At 45.6% G+C, this 15,418-nt stretch carries 11 protein-coding genes; 3 read left to right on the forward strand and 8 right to left on the reverse strand.

Going from position 1 to position 15,418, the window contains the following annotated elements; all coding sequences use genetic code 11:
* The first annotated feature begins 85 nt into the window (after positions 1 to 85).
* A complete protein-coding gene (locus tag HYN59_RS17415) occupies positions 86 to 2,305 on the forward strand; it encodes a DUF349 domain-containing protein (RefSeq protein WP_108779502.1) in 2,220 nt (739 codons plus the stop codon).
* Between the two features lie 397 nt (positions 2,306 to 2,702).
* On the opposite strand, the gene HYN59_RS17420 is transcribed toward HYN59_RS17415, so the two are convergent.
* From HYN59_RS17420 to def, 5 genes are all read right to left on the reverse strand, one after another.
* The gene (locus HYN59_RS17420; RefSeq protein WP_108779503.1) at positions 2,703 to 5,972 is read right to left on the reverse strand and encodes a T9SS type A sorting domain-containing protein; all 3,270 of its coding nucleotides are present in this window, start codon (positions 5,970 to 5,972) and stop codon (positions 2,703 to 2,705) included.
* Positions 5,973 to 6,236: 264 nt separating this feature from the next.
* Positions 6,237 to 7,298, reverse strand: a complete 1,062-nt coding sequence (locus HYN59_RS17425; RefSeq protein ID WP_108779504.1) for a hypothetical protein — start codon at positions 7,296 to 7,298, stop codon at positions 6,237 to 6,239.
* Positions 7,299 to 7,364: 66 nt separating this feature from the next.
* Positions 7,365 to 8,138, reverse strand: coding sequence for a nucleoside triphosphate pyrophosphohydrolase (gene mazG, locus HYN59_RS17430; RefSeq protein WP_108779505.1), 774 nt, complete (start codon positions 8,136 to 8,138; stop codon positions 7,365 to 7,367).
* A gap of 220 nt (positions 8,139 to 8,358) precedes the next feature.
* Positions 8,359 to 8,808 carry a DUF5606 family protein gene (locus HYN59_RS17435; RefSeq protein WP_108779506.1) on the reverse strand — a complete coding sequence of 150 codons (450 nt, stop codon included), beginning with the start codon at positions 8,806 to 8,808 and terminating at the stop codon, positions 8,359 to 8,361.
* A gap of 55 nt (positions 8,809 to 8,863) precedes the next feature.
* Positions 8,864 to 9,451, reverse strand: coding sequence for a peptide deformylase (def, locus tag HYN59_RS17440; protein WP_108779507.1), 588 nt, complete (start codon positions 9,449 to 9,451; stop codon positions 8,864 to 8,866).
* Positions 9,452 to 9,617: 166 nt separating this feature from the next.
* Here def and HYN59_RS17445 point away from each other — a divergent pair, with 166 nt between their 5' ends.
* Together HYN59_RS17445 and HYN59_RS17450 are read left to right on the forward strand one after the other, a co-directional pair.
* A complete protein-coding gene (locus HYN59_RS17445; RefSeq protein WP_108779788.1) occupies positions 9,618 to 11,837 on the forward strand; it encodes an FUSC family protein in 2,220 nt (739 codons plus the stop codon).
* A gap of 332 nt (positions 11,838 to 12,169) precedes the next feature.
* The gene (locus tag HYN59_RS17450) at positions 12,170 to 12,478 is read left to right on the forward strand and encodes a GIY-YIG nuclease family protein (protein ID WP_108779508.1); all 309 of its coding nucleotides are present in this window, start codon (positions 12,170 to 12,172) and stop codon (positions 12,476 to 12,478) included.
* 92 nt (positions 12,479 to 12,570) lie between these two features.
* Here HYN59_RS17450 and HYN59_RS17455 read toward each other — a convergent pair whose 3' ends face one another.
* The 3 genes from HYN59_RS17455 to HYN59_RS17465 all read right to left on the reverse strand — a co-directional run bounded on the left by HYN59_RS17455 (position 12,571) and on the right by HYN59_RS17465 (position 15,402).
* Entirely contained in the window at positions 12,571 to 14,067 is a 1,497-nt protein-coding gene (locus HYN59_RS17455; protein ID WP_108779509.1) for a malate:quinone oxidoreductase, read from the reverse strand.
* Positions 14,068 to 14,170: 103 nt separating this feature from the next.
* Complete coding sequence (gene ruvX, locus HYN59_RS17460) at positions 14,171 to 14,587, reverse strand: Holliday junction resolvase RuvX (protein ID WP_108779510.1); 417 nt, start codon at positions 14,585 to 14,587, stop codon at positions 14,171 to 14,173.
* Between the two features lie 29 nt (positions 14,588 to 14,616).
* Entirely contained in the window at positions 14,617 to 15,402 is a 786-nt protein-coding gene (locus HYN59_RS17465; RefSeq protein ID WP_146185982.1) for a hypothetical protein, read from the reverse strand.
* Positions 15,403 to 15,418: the final 16 nt, after the last annotated feature.

A 15,418-nucleotide genomic window follows, 5' to 3' on the forward strand; every position in this document is an offset into this window, starting at 1 on the left:
CAGAAATTCATGTTTTTCTTTGAATTTTAAACTTGCTTTATTATCTTTCGCCATTAAAGTAGTAAACCCTTAAGCATTATATACAATGTTAGAAGAAAAGAATGATAACCTGCATGGCGCAGATGGAGAGGAACTGAACGAAGTGAACGGTACCGTAAACAAAGACTTTGTGCCTGAAGACGGTGCAGCTGATGGCGACGATATGCCTGTAGTTCACGAAACGGAAGGCCAATTGCCTTTTGCCCCGAAAGAACTGCTGGACGCTGCTAAAGTAGCTGAAAATGAAGAAGTAACAGCAGAAGCGGCAACAGAGGAAACCAAACCTGCATCGGAAGAAGATACCGATGACAGCGGTGCGGGGCTTTCAGCTGCGGAAACCAATGCCGAAGTGACGCAGGCCAACAGGGAAAGCTATGCCCCGGAGGTAGTTGCCAATGATACTAAAATAGACGAAATCGCTGCCGAGACCATAGAGCCGGCGATTGAAACAGAAGATACACCGCTTTCGGCCGTTGAGTCGATTGCGGAAAGCAATGCCGAGGAAGGCGAAGATGAATCACTGGCCGAAAGGCACGACATCCCGATGCAGGATTATGATGCATTGAGCATGGAACAGCTGCATGACGAGCTTGAAAAGCTGGTAGGCACTGAAAAAGTGATGTCGGTAAAAGAGCATGTAGAGGAGATAAGGAAAGCCTTTTACGCCAAATACAATCATTTCATAGAAGAGAAAAAAGACGAGTACAGCCATGAAAACAATGGCGACACTACCGACTTTGAATACCATTTTCCGCTAAAGAATAAGTTTGACACCCTCTACAACCAGTACAGGGACAAAAAGAACAGCCATTTCAAAAAAGTGCAGGGTGACCTGAAGGGCAACCTGGAAAACAGGCTTGCAATAATCGAGGAGCTTAAAAACCTTGCCGATGGCGGCGAAAGCATGAAAGATGCGCTGAAGCATGTGACCGAACTGCGTGAGCGCTGGAAAAATGCAGGGCCTATACCACGTGATAAGTACAACCACGTATGGAATAACTTCCACTTCCATATAGAGCGTTTTTACGACCACCTGCACCTTGACAGGGAGGCTCGCGACATGGACTTTAAGCACAACCTGGAGCAAAAGCAAAAGATAATAGCCCGTGTTGAAGAGCTTGTAAAAGAGGAAGACATAAACAAAGCGTTCCGAGAATTGCAGGCGTTGCACAAAATATGGAAAGAAGAGATCGGGCCGGTATCGCGCGACCACCGCGAGGATATATGGAACCGTTTCAGCGAACTGACGAAGCAGCTGCACGACAAGCGAGAGGCATTGTTTGCCAAAAGCCGTGAGCTGGAGGAAGAAAATCTTGCGAAGAAAAAGGACATTATCGCCCAGATCGATGCTATAGCTGCGGAAAAAATAACCGCCCATAATGCATGGCAGGGACAGATAGACCGTATTGAAGCGCTGAGGGAACAATTCTTTAAAGCAGGTAAAGTGCCTATCGAAGTGAACGAGGATACGTGGGCAGCTTTCAAAAATGCTGTGCGGAACTTCAACTCAGTGAAAAACTCCTTCTATAAAGACATCAAGAAAGACCAGCAGGACAACCTTAACAGGAAGCTTGCCTTGGTGGAAAGGGCAAATTCGCTTAAAGACAGCGAAGATTTTGATACCACTACACAGGTGATGAAGCAGATACAGGACGAATGGAAGACCATTGGCCATGTGCCAAGGAAATATTCTGATACTGTATGGAAGGATTTCAAGGCAGCGTGCAACCATTATTTTGACAGGCTCCATGCGTACCGCAACGAGGCCAACAAAGATGAGATAGACGCTTTCGAAAAGAAAAAAGAATACCTGGACAGTATAAAGGATTTTGAGCTTACAGGTGACCATAAAACCGATCTTGATGCCATCAAAAAGCATATTGAGAACTGGAAAGGCTTTGGCCGTGTTCCTCAGGCAAGAAGGCACATCGAAGGCAAATTCAACAAGATACTTGATGCGTTATTTGACAAGCTGAGCCTCTCTAAAAAAGAGACGGACATGGTGAAATTCAACAACCGCCTTGAGCAGATGGCTGAGGGCGACGATACCCGCAGGCTGGAAAATGAGCAGCTGTTCATCATGCGCAAGATTGATGAGATCCAGGCGGAGATATTCCAGTTGGAAAACAACATCCAGTTCTTCTCTAATGCAAAAGGCGATAATCCATTCGTAAAAGAAGTCCGCAAGAACATTGAGCGCCACAAGGATGAGCTCAAGACCTGGAAAGACAAGCTTAAGCAGATACGAAGCATGAAGAGCGAATAATAATAAACCCCGGCCTGTAAAGCCGGGGTTTTTACTTTTTGCAATTATATGGAGTTATAAATACTTATATAAATACCCGATAAATAAGAACGCGGATGACGCGAATTTCGGCGGATTTACACGGATTCCTGAGCAAACTCTTGGCCTAATTGAAAACATTTAATAAACTCTATATATACACCCCAGAACACTGGCCAAAGTGGCGCTCGCGTGAGGAATTGCAGCGGCATCCCCGCTTGCGGAGGGATAGAGCGGAAAGCCCGTCCCGCCGTGGCGGGACACGCCCAAATATAAAAAAGCCGCAGTGTCTTACGATCAATGCGGCATTTTTTATTATTCTTACTTCTCGACTGCGCTCGAAGTGACAATCGCAACGTAAATATATATTTAAGTACTCTTACTGCTTCGCAATTTTCACAGAAGCCGAACCATTACCGGAGTATACCTGTAGTATGTAGCTTCCCTGTGCCAGCGCTGAAACATTTACTTTCAGGTCATTGCTGTTACCGTCAATATCCATAACTTTTTGGCCTAAAAGGTTTGTAATAGTTATACGGCTGATGATGCCATCGTTGGAAATATTCAAAATATCATTGGCAGGATTAGGGTACACCATCAGGTTTTTAAGCCCGAAGGATGCAGTTGCAAGCAATTCGTTGGCTTCTATTGACAGGGACATACTTTCGCAATTGCCAACGGATTGTGTTACGTAATAAACAGTCCCGTCTTCAAGTGGGGTATCAGTTCCTACTTCCACAAGCTCAAAAGCATCATTCATCATGTACCATGTTACGGTAGCCCCTGATTCCGTTGTAATTTCCAGGTCTGCAATAGTTTCGCCTGCTGTAAAATCCTGGAAATCCATTCCGCCCGGAAGCTCAGGAGTTGGGTGAACAGTTACTGTAACTTCGGATGTACCGCTTTCACATTCGTCGTGCACCTGTGTAGCATAATAAGTTGCACCGTCTACAAGTAGTGTAGATCCCGGCAGCATTTCGCCACCTTCTCCTTCGTACCATTGCAGGTCTGCACCTTCCATGTAATCTGCCTCAATATCGGCAAGTGTAGCGCCTGAACAGAATTCCTGTCCGGCAGCTATTGCAGGCTCATCCAGCTCTATTATAGTTACGGCTACTTCGACCCTTGCGCTCTCGCATGCCGCTACAGTTTGCGACACATAGTATGTACCCGTTTGTAAAACTACCGATCCCGCAAGCGGAGCCCCGCCGGTAGCTGTATTGTAAATATGGTAGTTATCATTACCCTCTGTAGCATCGGCTACAGTGATACCATAACATCCTGTCTGGGTGGCCTCGATATCGGGAAGCGGAGCTGCATTAAATGTCACGACAACATCCTCCCTTGCACTTTCGCAATTACCTACCGTCTGCGATACGTAATACGTTCCGGGCGCCAGCAGTGTAGTTCCTGCCAGTGCAGTACCACCTGTTGCATCGGTATACCAGTTGAAAGTTGCAGATGCAGATCCTGTAACAGTTAAGTCACTAACCATTGCACCGGAGTCAGGGCAGAAATTCTGGTTGGCCGCCATCGGAAGCGAAGGCGCAGCTACCGTTACTGCTACAGCAACCCTTGTGCTTTCGCAGCTTCCTACTGTTTGAGAAACATAATATGTTCCTGTAGCCACTACAGCGGTCGAAACAAGCTCGGTTCCACCTGAAGCAGTAGTATACCAATTGATCTCTGCACTTGCAGTTCCCGTAGCAGTAAGGTTAGCTACTGTAGAGCCCGGGCATAGTGTCTGGGCGCTTGCAGTTGGAACCGCAACCGTGGTGATCGTTACCGCTACCGGTATCCTCGTACTTTCGCAACCATTCATGGTTTGCGAAACATAATACGTTCCTTGTAGTAAAATAGCAGCAGGGACCAGTTCTGTACCTCCTGAGGCTGTAGTGTACCAGTTAAATTCGGCACCAGTACCACCTGTAGCTACCAGGCTGGCAACTGTAGTACCCGGACAGAAGCTTTGAGCGCTTGCTGTAGGTGCTGCAACCGTTGTGAAAGTTACCGCTACCGGTACCCTATTGCTCTCACAGCCACCCACCATCTGGGATACATAATATGTTGCAGCTGATAATGGTGTTGTAGCCGCAAGGGCAGTTCCGCCAGTGGCAGCGCTATACCATTTAAAAGTTGCGTTTGAAGCCCCTGTAACCTGCAGGGCTGCTATTGTTGACCCCGGGCAAACCTGCTGTGACGTAGCGACAGGATCGGCAGGAGTTGTACAGTTAAGAGCTGAATAGGTAACAGTTACCGTCCAGTTAGGGTCTACACGGTTCCAGGTGGTATTACAATCCGAGCCTCCATACATTCTCCACGCCCTTAGCTCAAATTGTACAGCGCCTGTAGCACCATTGGCAAAAGTAAGACCCGTACGGCTGTATGCCTGTGTTCCGCCACTGTTGCCGGTACCTGTAGATACAGCATCTTCAGAAGTATTGGTTGTCGTACAAACCAAAAGTGAGCGCTGCTCTGATTTCCATCCGTTGGATGCGGTTGTCATAGTATAGGACGTCGCCACTGAAGCGATTTGGTATCCCGCAGGAACATTTACAGTCAGCGTTCCAGGGCAATCAGTGGTTGTATCTACCGTCGGGTCATCGTCAGCAAAGAGTGTTGGTATCTCTGACGGGCCGGTTCCCGAAAGCTGTCCGGGCGTAAATGTTACCATTACCCATGGGCCTTTATCGGTAGTACTACAATTCGACCTCACCCATGCAAAATAAGGTATGCCTGTAGTAAGGCTGGAAAGGTTTGCGGTAGTTATAGCTGAGCCGACATTTCCTGATGGCACGGTAGCATCCGTAGGCGGCGTACTGCTTGTTGAATAATAATAGTCATATCCGCCGGCAGGTACTACAATAGCCGGAGACCATGATAATACCGCAGCATCAGCCGTAGCTACAGCGCTAAGGCCTCCCGGAGACGGACAAGTACCCGTTTCTTCCGCAGTAACCGCAAATATATTCAGTGCTCCTTCAGCAGATGATATTTTTGTAAATTCTATGCTGGCTATGGTCTTTAACTGGTTTTCAGGCAATATTTCCATGGTATATTGATAAATCCTTGGGTCTCCAGAAGGGTTTTCAATGACATTGGTATTTCTGTAAACACGGCCAATGCCTGAAATCGCTACAGGAAGCGCATTACTGAAAAACCAGTCAGGTATTACCCCGCCCGATACCAGCTGCGTAGAAGAATCGGTAAAATGTATGGTCGCACTTATGGTAGACGATCCGCTGCCCGTTGTAGCCAGCAAATATAGTCTTGATGCAGGTACACCATTAGAGAACACCAGGGTACCTGTATCATTTTGTTCAGGAAGGCGCAATGAGTTGTTACCGGATAATGGCCCAAGCTGGAAGGTAAGCCCGCTGGTTACATTTGATGTTATAAGCCCCGTTGCCGGGATCGCATAGGCAGGCGGCGTTATCGAGCCAGGCTGGAAATCGGTAGCCATAAAGCAAATGTTGCCATTATCGATACCAATTGTAGAGGAATTCAGGGCCGGACCCGCACCGTTGGCTATTACATCCTGGTTAAAGCCTGATGTTACCAAAAGCTGTTCATAGGTTTGTGCCTTTATCGTACTTAGCGATAAAAGCGCCGCAAACACAGTAAAGGATTGAAGTAATTTTTTTTTCATGCAAGTAGGTTTTTAATTGGTTGAATTGATAGTAATTTTTGTTATCAAGGTAACTAATACTCAGTAATTTAACAAATACATTCACCTTTTGCGGAATAGCATTCAAAAACAAAAGAACATTATAGAATAATCAGGATATCGCATAAAATTGAGATATAAATTAATAATCATTCAACAAAACCTATAAAAAGCCGTTTTAAAAAAATAAAAAAGCCCATTCCTGAAGGAAAGGGCTCACTATTTTCACAAAATAAATTGGCTTTGTTATTTACCGTAAGGAACAGGTATCTCCCTGGTGACGATGGACGGTTCCCGCACGATCTTTTTTTCGTACCGCGGCGTAACCGACTTATCCATATATTTTTCGTCTTTATATTTGATATGCTCAATGATCGCTGATACTTTTACATTGACATCAAGGGCCTGTACAATATTATCATTGGCAAGTGCAATGACGAATTTTCCCTGCAGCTTGTCGTTTTCTGTAATTCGCTTATAGCCTGCTATCCCCTTTCCGCTATCGAAAGATTTATATGGCTTGCCTTGCAGGAACAATTTGTTGTTCTGCTCGTTCACCAGGGCATACTCAACATCTTCACCATTCACGGGCAGCATAAGATTGGTTATCGCCCCGGCCGCAATGCCACCCAGCGGTGTTGTAAAATAAGTTGCCACGCCCTGTACCGCGCCCGCGATCACTTTACGGTTCTGGTTCCAAAATTCATTGCTCTCCTTGCCCACGCCAATCCAATAGGCCCAGGCCACAACCTTTTTGGTCTCATCTTTTGTAACCGTATTTACCGGAAGCGAAAAGTTTACTGATGCTTTTGTATCGCCAAAGCTTGTCTTAGCATTCACACGCTGGCTTTTATCAAACACCATTTCTTCATATTTCTTTTCAAAAGCGACTACCCGCCTTGTCTTTTGTACCTGAAGCGTATCATAGCCGGCCACCACATCTTTAGTAAGTGAATTCCAGACAGTATCCTGTACTTTTATCCACTTTACGGCCGTATTAAAGTTCTTATCTTCCGATCTTTTCGGTACGCGCTGTATCGTTACATTGCAGTTCCGCTTTCCTTTAGTAGTATTGCCAAACCTGAAAACATATACCGAATTGCCCTGTACCGTAAATTCCTTCTTTTCCTCCTTTACATTTTGGCCTCTGTACTTCAGCGCAGCAGGATATTCAGTCACAGTAACCTCACTGACAGCGCTGCCTTGGGCTTCGATTGTAAAAATAATCCTGTCACCATCTGCAAAGCCGTACATCAGCTCTTCGGTGGCTCCGGGTTCAATCTTAATTTGTAAATCGGCAACGGGCATTTTTTGCCCAAAAGAAAATGCTGAAAATAACAGCAAAACAACACATCTGATCATAATACTAAACTCCTATAATTTTTTTGCTTCGTTCCAGAAAACATCCATTTCTGCAAGGGTCATATCGGCTAACGGTTTGCCGAGCTCGCCTGCCTTGCTTTCAAGGTACATAAACCGTTTAATGAATTTTTTATTGGTGCGCTCCAAGGCATCCTCAGGGTTGATGTTTAGGAAACGCGCATAGTTGATCATGGAGAACAGCACATCACCGAATTCCGATTCGATTTTATCCGCATCGCCGTTTTTCACCTCTTCCTGGAATTCCTCAATTTCTTCCTGCACTTTATCCCATACCTGGTGCGGCTCTTCCCAATCGAACCCAACGCCTTTTGCCTTGTCCTGTATGCGGCTGGCTTTCACTAGCGCAGGCAGGCTTTTTGGTACACCTTCCAGAACCGACTTCTTGCCTTCCTTCAGCTTTAGCTTTTCCCAGTTCTGCTTTACCTGTTCTTCATCTTCCACAACCACATCGCTATAAATATGCGGGTGGCGGTGTATCAGCTTGTCGCAAATCTCGTTGGCTACATCGGCAATATCGAAGTCGCACGTCTCACTGCCTATTTTGGCATAAAAAACAATATGCAGCAGTATATCGCCCAGCTCTTTTTTGATCTCCTGAAGGTTGTTGTCGAGGATAGCATCCCCCAGCTCATAGGTTTCCTCAATAGTAAGATGGCGAAGGCTTTGGAGCGTCTGCTTTTTATCCCACGGGCATTTTTCGCGAAGGTCGTCCATTATGTCGAGCAGCCTGCCAAAGGCATCGAGTTGTTGCTGGCGTGTGTTCATGGTGGAAAATTTTGTGCAAAATTACGGAATAGCTACCGAAATATACTCCTACGGGAAATCAAAAAGATTTTTTACAACGAATGACACAAATTTCAAAATTCCAGTACTCCAAAAATTTAAGGAATTCGTGTAATTCGTAGCAAACACAATTCATAGGGAAAATAAAAAATCCTGCCTCTTGTTTGCAAAAAGCAGGACTAGTAATATAACGTAAGATGTATTATTCTTCTGTCTTTACCTCTTCAGCAGGGGTTTCATCTACGGCAGGGGCGGCAGCAACAGGGGCTTCTTTATTAACAAGGCCTTTTGCCTGGAGCATGTTGTACCAGTTAAGTATCTTTTTGATATCAGAAGCATAAACCCTGTCCTCATCGAATTCAGGAAGCACTTCCCTGAAATACGACTCCAGCTTGGCATTGTCTTCTTTATGCGACATTGCCGGGCCGTTATCCTCTTTTTCAGCTATGGCGCGGAATACCTCTGAAAGCTTTATCTCGCCGTCATACGTGTATACCGATATTTCAGAAAGCAGGCTTACGTTGCTCCTCATGCCAACGGTTATTTTCTTGCCGTCTATAAGCGATTCTGCCACAAAACCTGTGCGCGTTTGGATCTTTAGTTCATATAATCCAGGTTTCCCTGAGATAGCTAATATTTTTTCAACACTCATTTTTCTTTTTTTTAAGGATGGCAAATATGCAATGTTTGGTTTTAAAAACAAAAAATTACCTGCCTTTTTTGGCGATAAATTTCATTTTATAGTCCGGCCTTGTCTTGCCTTCCATGATGTTCTGTAGTTTCTTTTGTATCAAACGTTTTTTCAGCGACGATATTTTATCGGTAAACAAAATACCTTCAATATGATCGTATTCGTGCTGTATCACCCTGGCAATAAGCCCGTCATACACATCCGTGTGCTTGTTAAAATCCTCGTCGTAATATTCTATGGTAATCTTTTCATGGCGGTACACGTCCTCACGAACTTCAGGAATGCTCAGGCAGCCTTCGTTAAAGCCCCACTCCTCGCCTTCTTCCTTCAGCATTACCGGGTTGATAAACGTTTTTTTGAAATTCGCCAGCTGTTCCTGCTCTTCTTTCGGAAGGTCCTCGTCATCGCTGAATGGCTTGGTATCTACAATGAACAGGCGTATGGCAAGGCCAACCTGTGGTGCAGCAAGGCCAACGCCATAGGCATTATACATGGTCTCATACATATCAGCAACGATCTGCTTAAGGTTCGGCATATCCTTCGGGATGTCCTCTCCTTTTTTTCTGAGCACAGGGTCGCCGTATCCTACAATCGGTAATATCATATCAAATGTATTTTAAATCAGGCATAACGCCTTTTTCCGGACTGCAAAAGTAATAAATAAAATTGACTCTTTAACCCTTGCCCAAATGCTAAAATTTTGTGAGAATTCACGCATGCTCCCGAAGAATGATTTGGCATTTAGTACCTTTGCGGCATACCCTTTTTTTATGATCGAAAAGATAAGGCAGTTTGCTGACAGCACCAATTTTACCAAAGCCGTTATCGTAACGGTCGCTGCCGTGCTGCCTGTACTTATCCTCGCTCAGTTCGGGCATTTCGAGACGGGTTTTACCATTGCCATAGGCGCATTCCTTACCTATCCGTCCGATATCCCGAGCAACCTGTTGCACCGTACCAAGGGCCTTCTTACTGCTTCCGTTATCGTTGCGGGGTGCATGCTGGCTGTGAATACGCTGCATCCCTGGCCGTGGTTGTTCTATCCCGTGGTGATTGCGCTGGTTTTCTTCCTTTCGATGATATCGGTCTACGGGCAGCGCGCCACGATGGTTTCTTTTTCGGGATTGCTTGCGCTGGCGCTGGGTTCCGGGCACATTCATACAGGGTGGGATATCGTTACCTATGTAGGACTGGTACTTGCCGGGGGACTGTTCTATACCTTTATATCGGTAACATTCAACTACCTCAGCCCGCACCGTTATACCGAGTTGGAGGTAGCAGAGTGTATGAAGCTAACCTCAAAATACATGAAGCTGCGCGGTGACCTCTGGAACGCAGATGCCGACAGGGCTGCCATTGTAGAGAAACAGCTGCACCTGCAGGTCGAGATAAACACCACCCACGAAAACCTGAGGGAAATACTCCTTCGTAACCGGAGCAATGCCGGGCACTCTAACCGAAGCCGGAAAATGCTCTTGGTATTCATATCGTTAATGGAAATACTCGAACTGGCGCTGTCCACCTCGTTCGACCACAGCAAGCTGCACCAGAAATTCAGCGCGCACCCTCAGGTTTTGGACACTTACCAAAATCTTGCTTACAACTTGGCATCGACATTAAAAAGGATATCGAAAAGCATTTTTAACCGCAAAAAGTATCTGCCAAAGCACCAACTGCTCCGGGATGTGGAAGCGCTCGAACAAGCCATTACTGATTATGAAGCCCTGCTTGGCAAAGAAGCTGCCTCCGAAGGGGTGTGGATGCTGTCGAACATGCTGCATTATGCCGAAAAGCAGTTAGAGCGCATCAAGATCATTGAGCGTGCCTTTACCAATAAAATTGACTTCAAAGACCTGAAAGGGCGCGATAAAGACCTTGAAAAATTCCTTGCGCCGGAGTATTATCCATGGCATACACTGCGCGAGAACCTTAGCTTTTCGTCAACCATATTCAGGCATTCGCTGCGGCTCACGCTTACGGTTGCCATTGGGTTTATCATCGGAATCATCTTTGAACTGGAAAACGTGTACTGGATACTGCTCACTATTGTGGTTATCATGCGCCCCGGCTACGGGCTTACCAAGCAGCGTTCTTTCCAAAGGATTATTGGCACGGTAACAGGCGGCGTGATTGCCTTCGCCTTCCTGAGCGTTGTGCACCATAATATCATTATAGGTACATTGGCTATTGTATGCATGATATTGGGCTTTGCGTTCACAGCCATCAATTACCGCATAGGTGCAACATTCGTGACCATTTATGTAGTGTTTGTCTATGCCTTGCTGAACCCGAATTTTGCCGACGTTATCCAGTACCGCATTGTAGATACTGCTGTGGGTGCGCTGCTCGCTTTTATGGCGAATTATTTCCTGTGGCCCACGTGGGAATTTATCAACCTGCCGGGATTCATCAAAAAATCCATAGAAGCCAACCGGAACTACCTTGAAGAAATATCGGTGTATTACAATCATAAAGGCAATGTAACGACTTCCTACCGCCTTGCCCGTAAGAGTGCTTTTATCGAGTTGGGTAACCTGATGTCGTCCTACCAGCGTATGGCACAGGAACCTAAGTCGAAACAAAAACAGCAGCAGCAGGTGTACAAGTTGGCAGTGCTCAACCATACATTGCTATCGTCGCTGGCTTCACTGGGCACGTACATCCAGTCACACAAGACCTATAAGGCGTCTGAAGCATTCAATGTAGTCGTGAATACGGTCATCCGAAACCTTGACCATGCCATTGCCCTGCTTGCCATGGAAACACAGGCGGGCGAAGCACAGCAATCGCAAAACGAAGAGCTTGCCATGCGCTTTACAGAACTCAAAAACATCCGGGCGCGTGAACTTCGTGAAGAACATTTAACCGAAGAAGAGGAATTCAGGTTAAAAATGGAAGAGGCACACTTGGTTATAGAGCAATTGGTTTGGTTGAACAGCTTATCTGAAAAGATAGTGAAAGCGGCCAGGCAATTGGAGTTGGTGAAGTAGGTTTTTGTTGGAAGCAGGGATGTCCGAAGTCCGATGCGTTTTGGCAACATGCGTCCGTGTCATTTCGACCGTAGCGCAGCGGAGTGGAGAAATCTTTAATTATTTATTCTTTTGAAACGAATGTTCGTGTCATTTCGACCGCAGTGCAACGGAGTGGAGAAATCTTTAATTATTTATACTGAACGTGCATCCGTGTCATTTTGACCGCAGTGCAACGGAGTGGAGAAATCTTTAATTATTTATACTGAACGTGCATCCGTGTCATTTCGACCGCAGTGTAACGGAGTGGAGAAATCTCAGAAAAAACATATATTTGAAATAAATACCTTACGATGTATAAGACACTTGGAACACACAATTACTACGTCTATATCCTTACAAACAAAATAAAAACAGTCCTTTATATTGGCTTTACAAACAATATGAAGGAACGATTATACTATCATCAACATCCTGAAGCATTTTGCAAGGCTTTTACAACAAAATATAAATGCTATAACCTTGTGTATTGGGAACATTACCAGGATGTTGATATCGCAATTGATAGGGAAACACAGCTAAAAAAATGGAGCCGGAAGAAAAAGGATGCACTCATTACCGCCTTCAATCCGGAGTGGAAATTTCTCAATGATGAAATTTGAATTTTGAGATTTCTCCACTCCGCTGCGCTGCGGTCGAAATGACACGGAATTAGCGCTACACGACTGAAAACTGTGACTGCGACTGAAAACTACTAATTCACCAACCCCAGCACTTCACTCGTATGTTCCCGCATGGCTTTAAGGATTTGCGGGTTCTCATTAAGGGACTGCCCGTGGGACGGGATCATCTCACGAAGCTTATCCTGCCATTCAGCGCTTTGCATCTGCTCCGGGAAGCAGCGCTCAATAACATCGAGCATGATAGAAACCGCTGTTGATGCTCCCGGGGAAGCACCTAGTAATACGGCCAGTGAGCCATCGGCGCTGTTGATGACCTCGGTACCGAATTCCAGCTTGCCGCCTTCTTTTTCATCTTTCTTGATCACCTGCACGCGCTGCCCTGCCGTTTCCAGTTCCCAGTCTTCCATCTTTGCTTCAGGAAGGTATTCTTTCAGGGCTTCAAGGCGGTCTTCGCGGCTTTGGGTAACCTGTTCAATGAGGTATTTCGTCAGCGGGATATTATGGAAACCAGCAGAAAGCATCGGACCTATATTATTGAATTGTATTGAAAGCGGCAGGTCGAAGTATGAACCGTTCTTCAGAAATTTAGTGCTAAAGCCCGCATAGGGTCCGAACAACAATTCTTTCTTCCCGTTGATCATACGGGTATCGATATGCGGCACCGACATTGGCGGCGCACCTACCGAAGCTTTGCCATATACTTTCGCATTGTGTTTTGCTATCACCTCCGGGTTGTTGCATTTTAGCCATTGCCCGCTCACAGGAAAGCCGCCAAAACCTTCGCCTTCCGGGATATTGGCTTTTTCGAGAAGGTGCAGTGAGCCGCCTCCCGCGCCGATAAAGACGAATTTGGCATAAGGCCTTGTCTTTTCACCGGTTTGCAGGTCTTTTATCTTAAGCTTCCATTTGGGTGCTTTTGCCGAACGGCGGATACCTTTCACTTCGTGCTCAAAAAACAGGTTTATGCCTTCCTGCTTTTCGAGCCAAACGAACATATCTCGGGTCAGTTCGCCAAAGTTCACATCGGTGCCTATCTTCATGCGCGTGGCAGCCACAGGCTCATTGCCTTCACGGCCTTCCATGATTAGCGGCGCCCATTCGGCGATCACTGCGGGGTCTTCGGTATATTCCATCCCCTGGAAAAGCGGGAATTTTTGAAGCGCATCATAGCGTTTTTTCAGGTAGGCCACGTTCTCTGCGCCCCACACAAAACTCATGTGCGGAATACTTTTTACAAATTCTTCGGGATTTGAGATCAGGCCTCTTTCGACCAGATGTGCCCAGAATTGTTTTGAAGCTTCGAACGATTCGGCGATCTTCACCGCTTTGGAGGTGTCGATGCTGCCATCGGGAAGCTCGGGCGTATAGTTGAGCTCGCAGAAAGCCGAGTGGCCTGTACCCGCGTTGTTCCACGCATCGCTGCTTTCGGCGGCAGCCACATCAAGCCTTTCGTAAATGTTTATTGTAATTTCAGGCATCAGCTCTTTCAGGAACATGCCAAGGGTAGCGCTCATGATTCCGGCGCCTATAAGAACCACATCGGGTTCATTTTGTATGATTGCAGACATTGTGTAAATTTGAATATGCAAATTTACCTCCAAAGAGTCTAAATATTATCTTAATATACGCAGTTGCAGGCCTAAAGCACCATTTTTACCGAATTTGAAGGAATTACAGGAATTTTTTTCGCGATAGGTAATCCTGTAATAAGATCGTTGCCGAAATTTCATCAATCAGGGCTTTATTCTGACGCTGCTTCTTTTTAAGGCCACTGTCAATCATCGTCTGGAAGGCCATTTTACTTGTGAAGCGCTCGTCTACCTGTTCCAGCGGCATATCTGGGAACTGCTCTTTAAATTTTACGATAAAAGCTTCGATAATAGGCGCGCTTTCGGATGGCTGGCCGTTCATCTGTTTTGGCTCGCCAATAAGTACGCGCTCTACTTTTTCTTTTGCAAAATAATTACGCAGGAAATCGATAGCCGTAGCCGACTCAATAGTGGTAAGTCCAGAGGCTATCATTTGCATCTCATCGGTTACTGCTATTCCGGTGCGTTTAAGTCCGTGATCTATGGCGAGGATCCTCATTTCTGGAGTTAGATTATTAGTTTATTGTTTTACATTAGTACATCCATGAGGATGTATTCATTTTCAAAATCGAATACTGCGCAGGTATCCCTTAGCATTTCATAGCATTCAGCTAAATTATCATTCGTCAGGGCCGGGTCAAGGGTTTTCAGAAAATCACAGTAACCATTGTATTTGTTTTTAGCAGGAATGCAGGCGCCAAGTTGCGAGCTGTCGTAATAATGATCGGTTATCTCCTTGAAATAATTAAGGTTGGCCATCATCCTGAAACTCATCAGGGCAGGCCTTGACGAAAGCCAAAAATCGTTTATACCTTTAAAATCCCTTTTATAGCCAATATAAATGAACATTTCCTGTTCCGATGGGGCAGGCTTGTGTAAAACGACATGTTCGGCAACAGTGACGTCCTCATGATGTTGCAACAGGTTTATAATGTCCACGGGGTTTAGCTCACGGCCGCTGTCAGCTACATGCAGGATCTCTTCATCAGTAAGTGTTTCGATATAATAAAATTCCCTGAAGTTCAACTTAAAAAAATCTTCAAGCAGGTATACTGAAGGCGTGTAAGGATTCTCAAAATAGGAAGAATTGATAAACAATTCAACCGAGCTATCCTCAGTATCAAAAAGCTTTGAATGATCGATCTCCAAAGAACCGTATTCCGATCTGGCAGCCCATCGTCCCTCATTGGTATCATATAATTCGATCCCCCGTAACTTTAAAAACCCTAGTATCGATTTCTTCATCAGGAACTGATTGATATCCGCAAGCTGGCGTACGCAGTATATATTTATTTTGTAGTGCTTCGTCTCCATAAACATCGGGCTGCTT

It is taken from the genome of Flavobacterium album (genome assembly GCF_003096035.1).
GTDB lineage: Bacteria > Bacteroidota > Bacteroidia > Flavobacteriales > Flavobacteriaceae > Flavobacterium > Flavobacterium album.

Excerpts from the sequence above, each read along its gene's own strand:
- HYN59_RS17415 (WP_108779502.1), top strand. The coding sequence starts at position 86 with ATGTTAGAAGAAAAGAATGATAACCTGCATGGCGCAGATGGAGAGGAA.
- HYN59_RS17420 (WP_108779503.1), bottom strand. The coding sequence starts at position 5,972 with ATGAAAAAAAAATTACTTCAATCCTTTACTGTGTTTGCGGCGCTTTTA.
- HYN59_RS17425 (WP_108779504.1), bottom strand. The coding sequence starts at position 7,298 with ATGCCCGTTGCCGATTTACAAATTAAGATTGAACCCGGAGCCACCGAA.
- mazG (WP_108779505.1), bottom strand. The coding sequence starts at position 8,138 with ATGAACACACGCCAGCAACAACTCGATGCCTTTGGCAGGCTGCTCGAC.
- HYN59_RS17435 (WP_108779506.1), bottom strand. The coding sequence starts at position 8,808 with ATGAGTGTTGAAAAAATATTAGCTATCTCAGGGAAACCTGGATTATAT.
- def (WP_108779507.1), bottom strand. The coding sequence starts at position 9,451 with ATGATATTACCGATTGTAGGATACGGCGACCCTGTGCTCAGAAAAAAA.
- HYN59_RS17445 (WP_108779788.1), top strand. The coding sequence starts at position 9,618 with ATGATCGAAAAGATAAGGCAGTTTGCTGACAGCACCAATTTTACCAAA.
- HYN59_RS17450 (WP_108779508.1), top strand. The coding sequence starts at position 12,170 with ATGTATAAGACACTTGGAACACACAATTACTACGTCTATATCCTTACA.
- HYN59_RS17455 (WP_108779509.1), bottom strand. The coding sequence starts at position 14,067 with ATGTCTGCAATCATACAAAATGAACCCGATGTGGTTCTTATAGGCGCC.
- ruvX (WP_108779510.1), bottom strand. The coding sequence starts at position 14,587 with ATGAGGATCCTCGCCATAGATCACGGACTTAAACGCACCGGAATAGCA.
- HYN59_RS17465 (WP_146185982.1), bottom strand. The coding sequence starts at position 15,402 with ATGGAGACGAAGCACTACAAAATAAATATATACTGCGTACGCCAGCTT.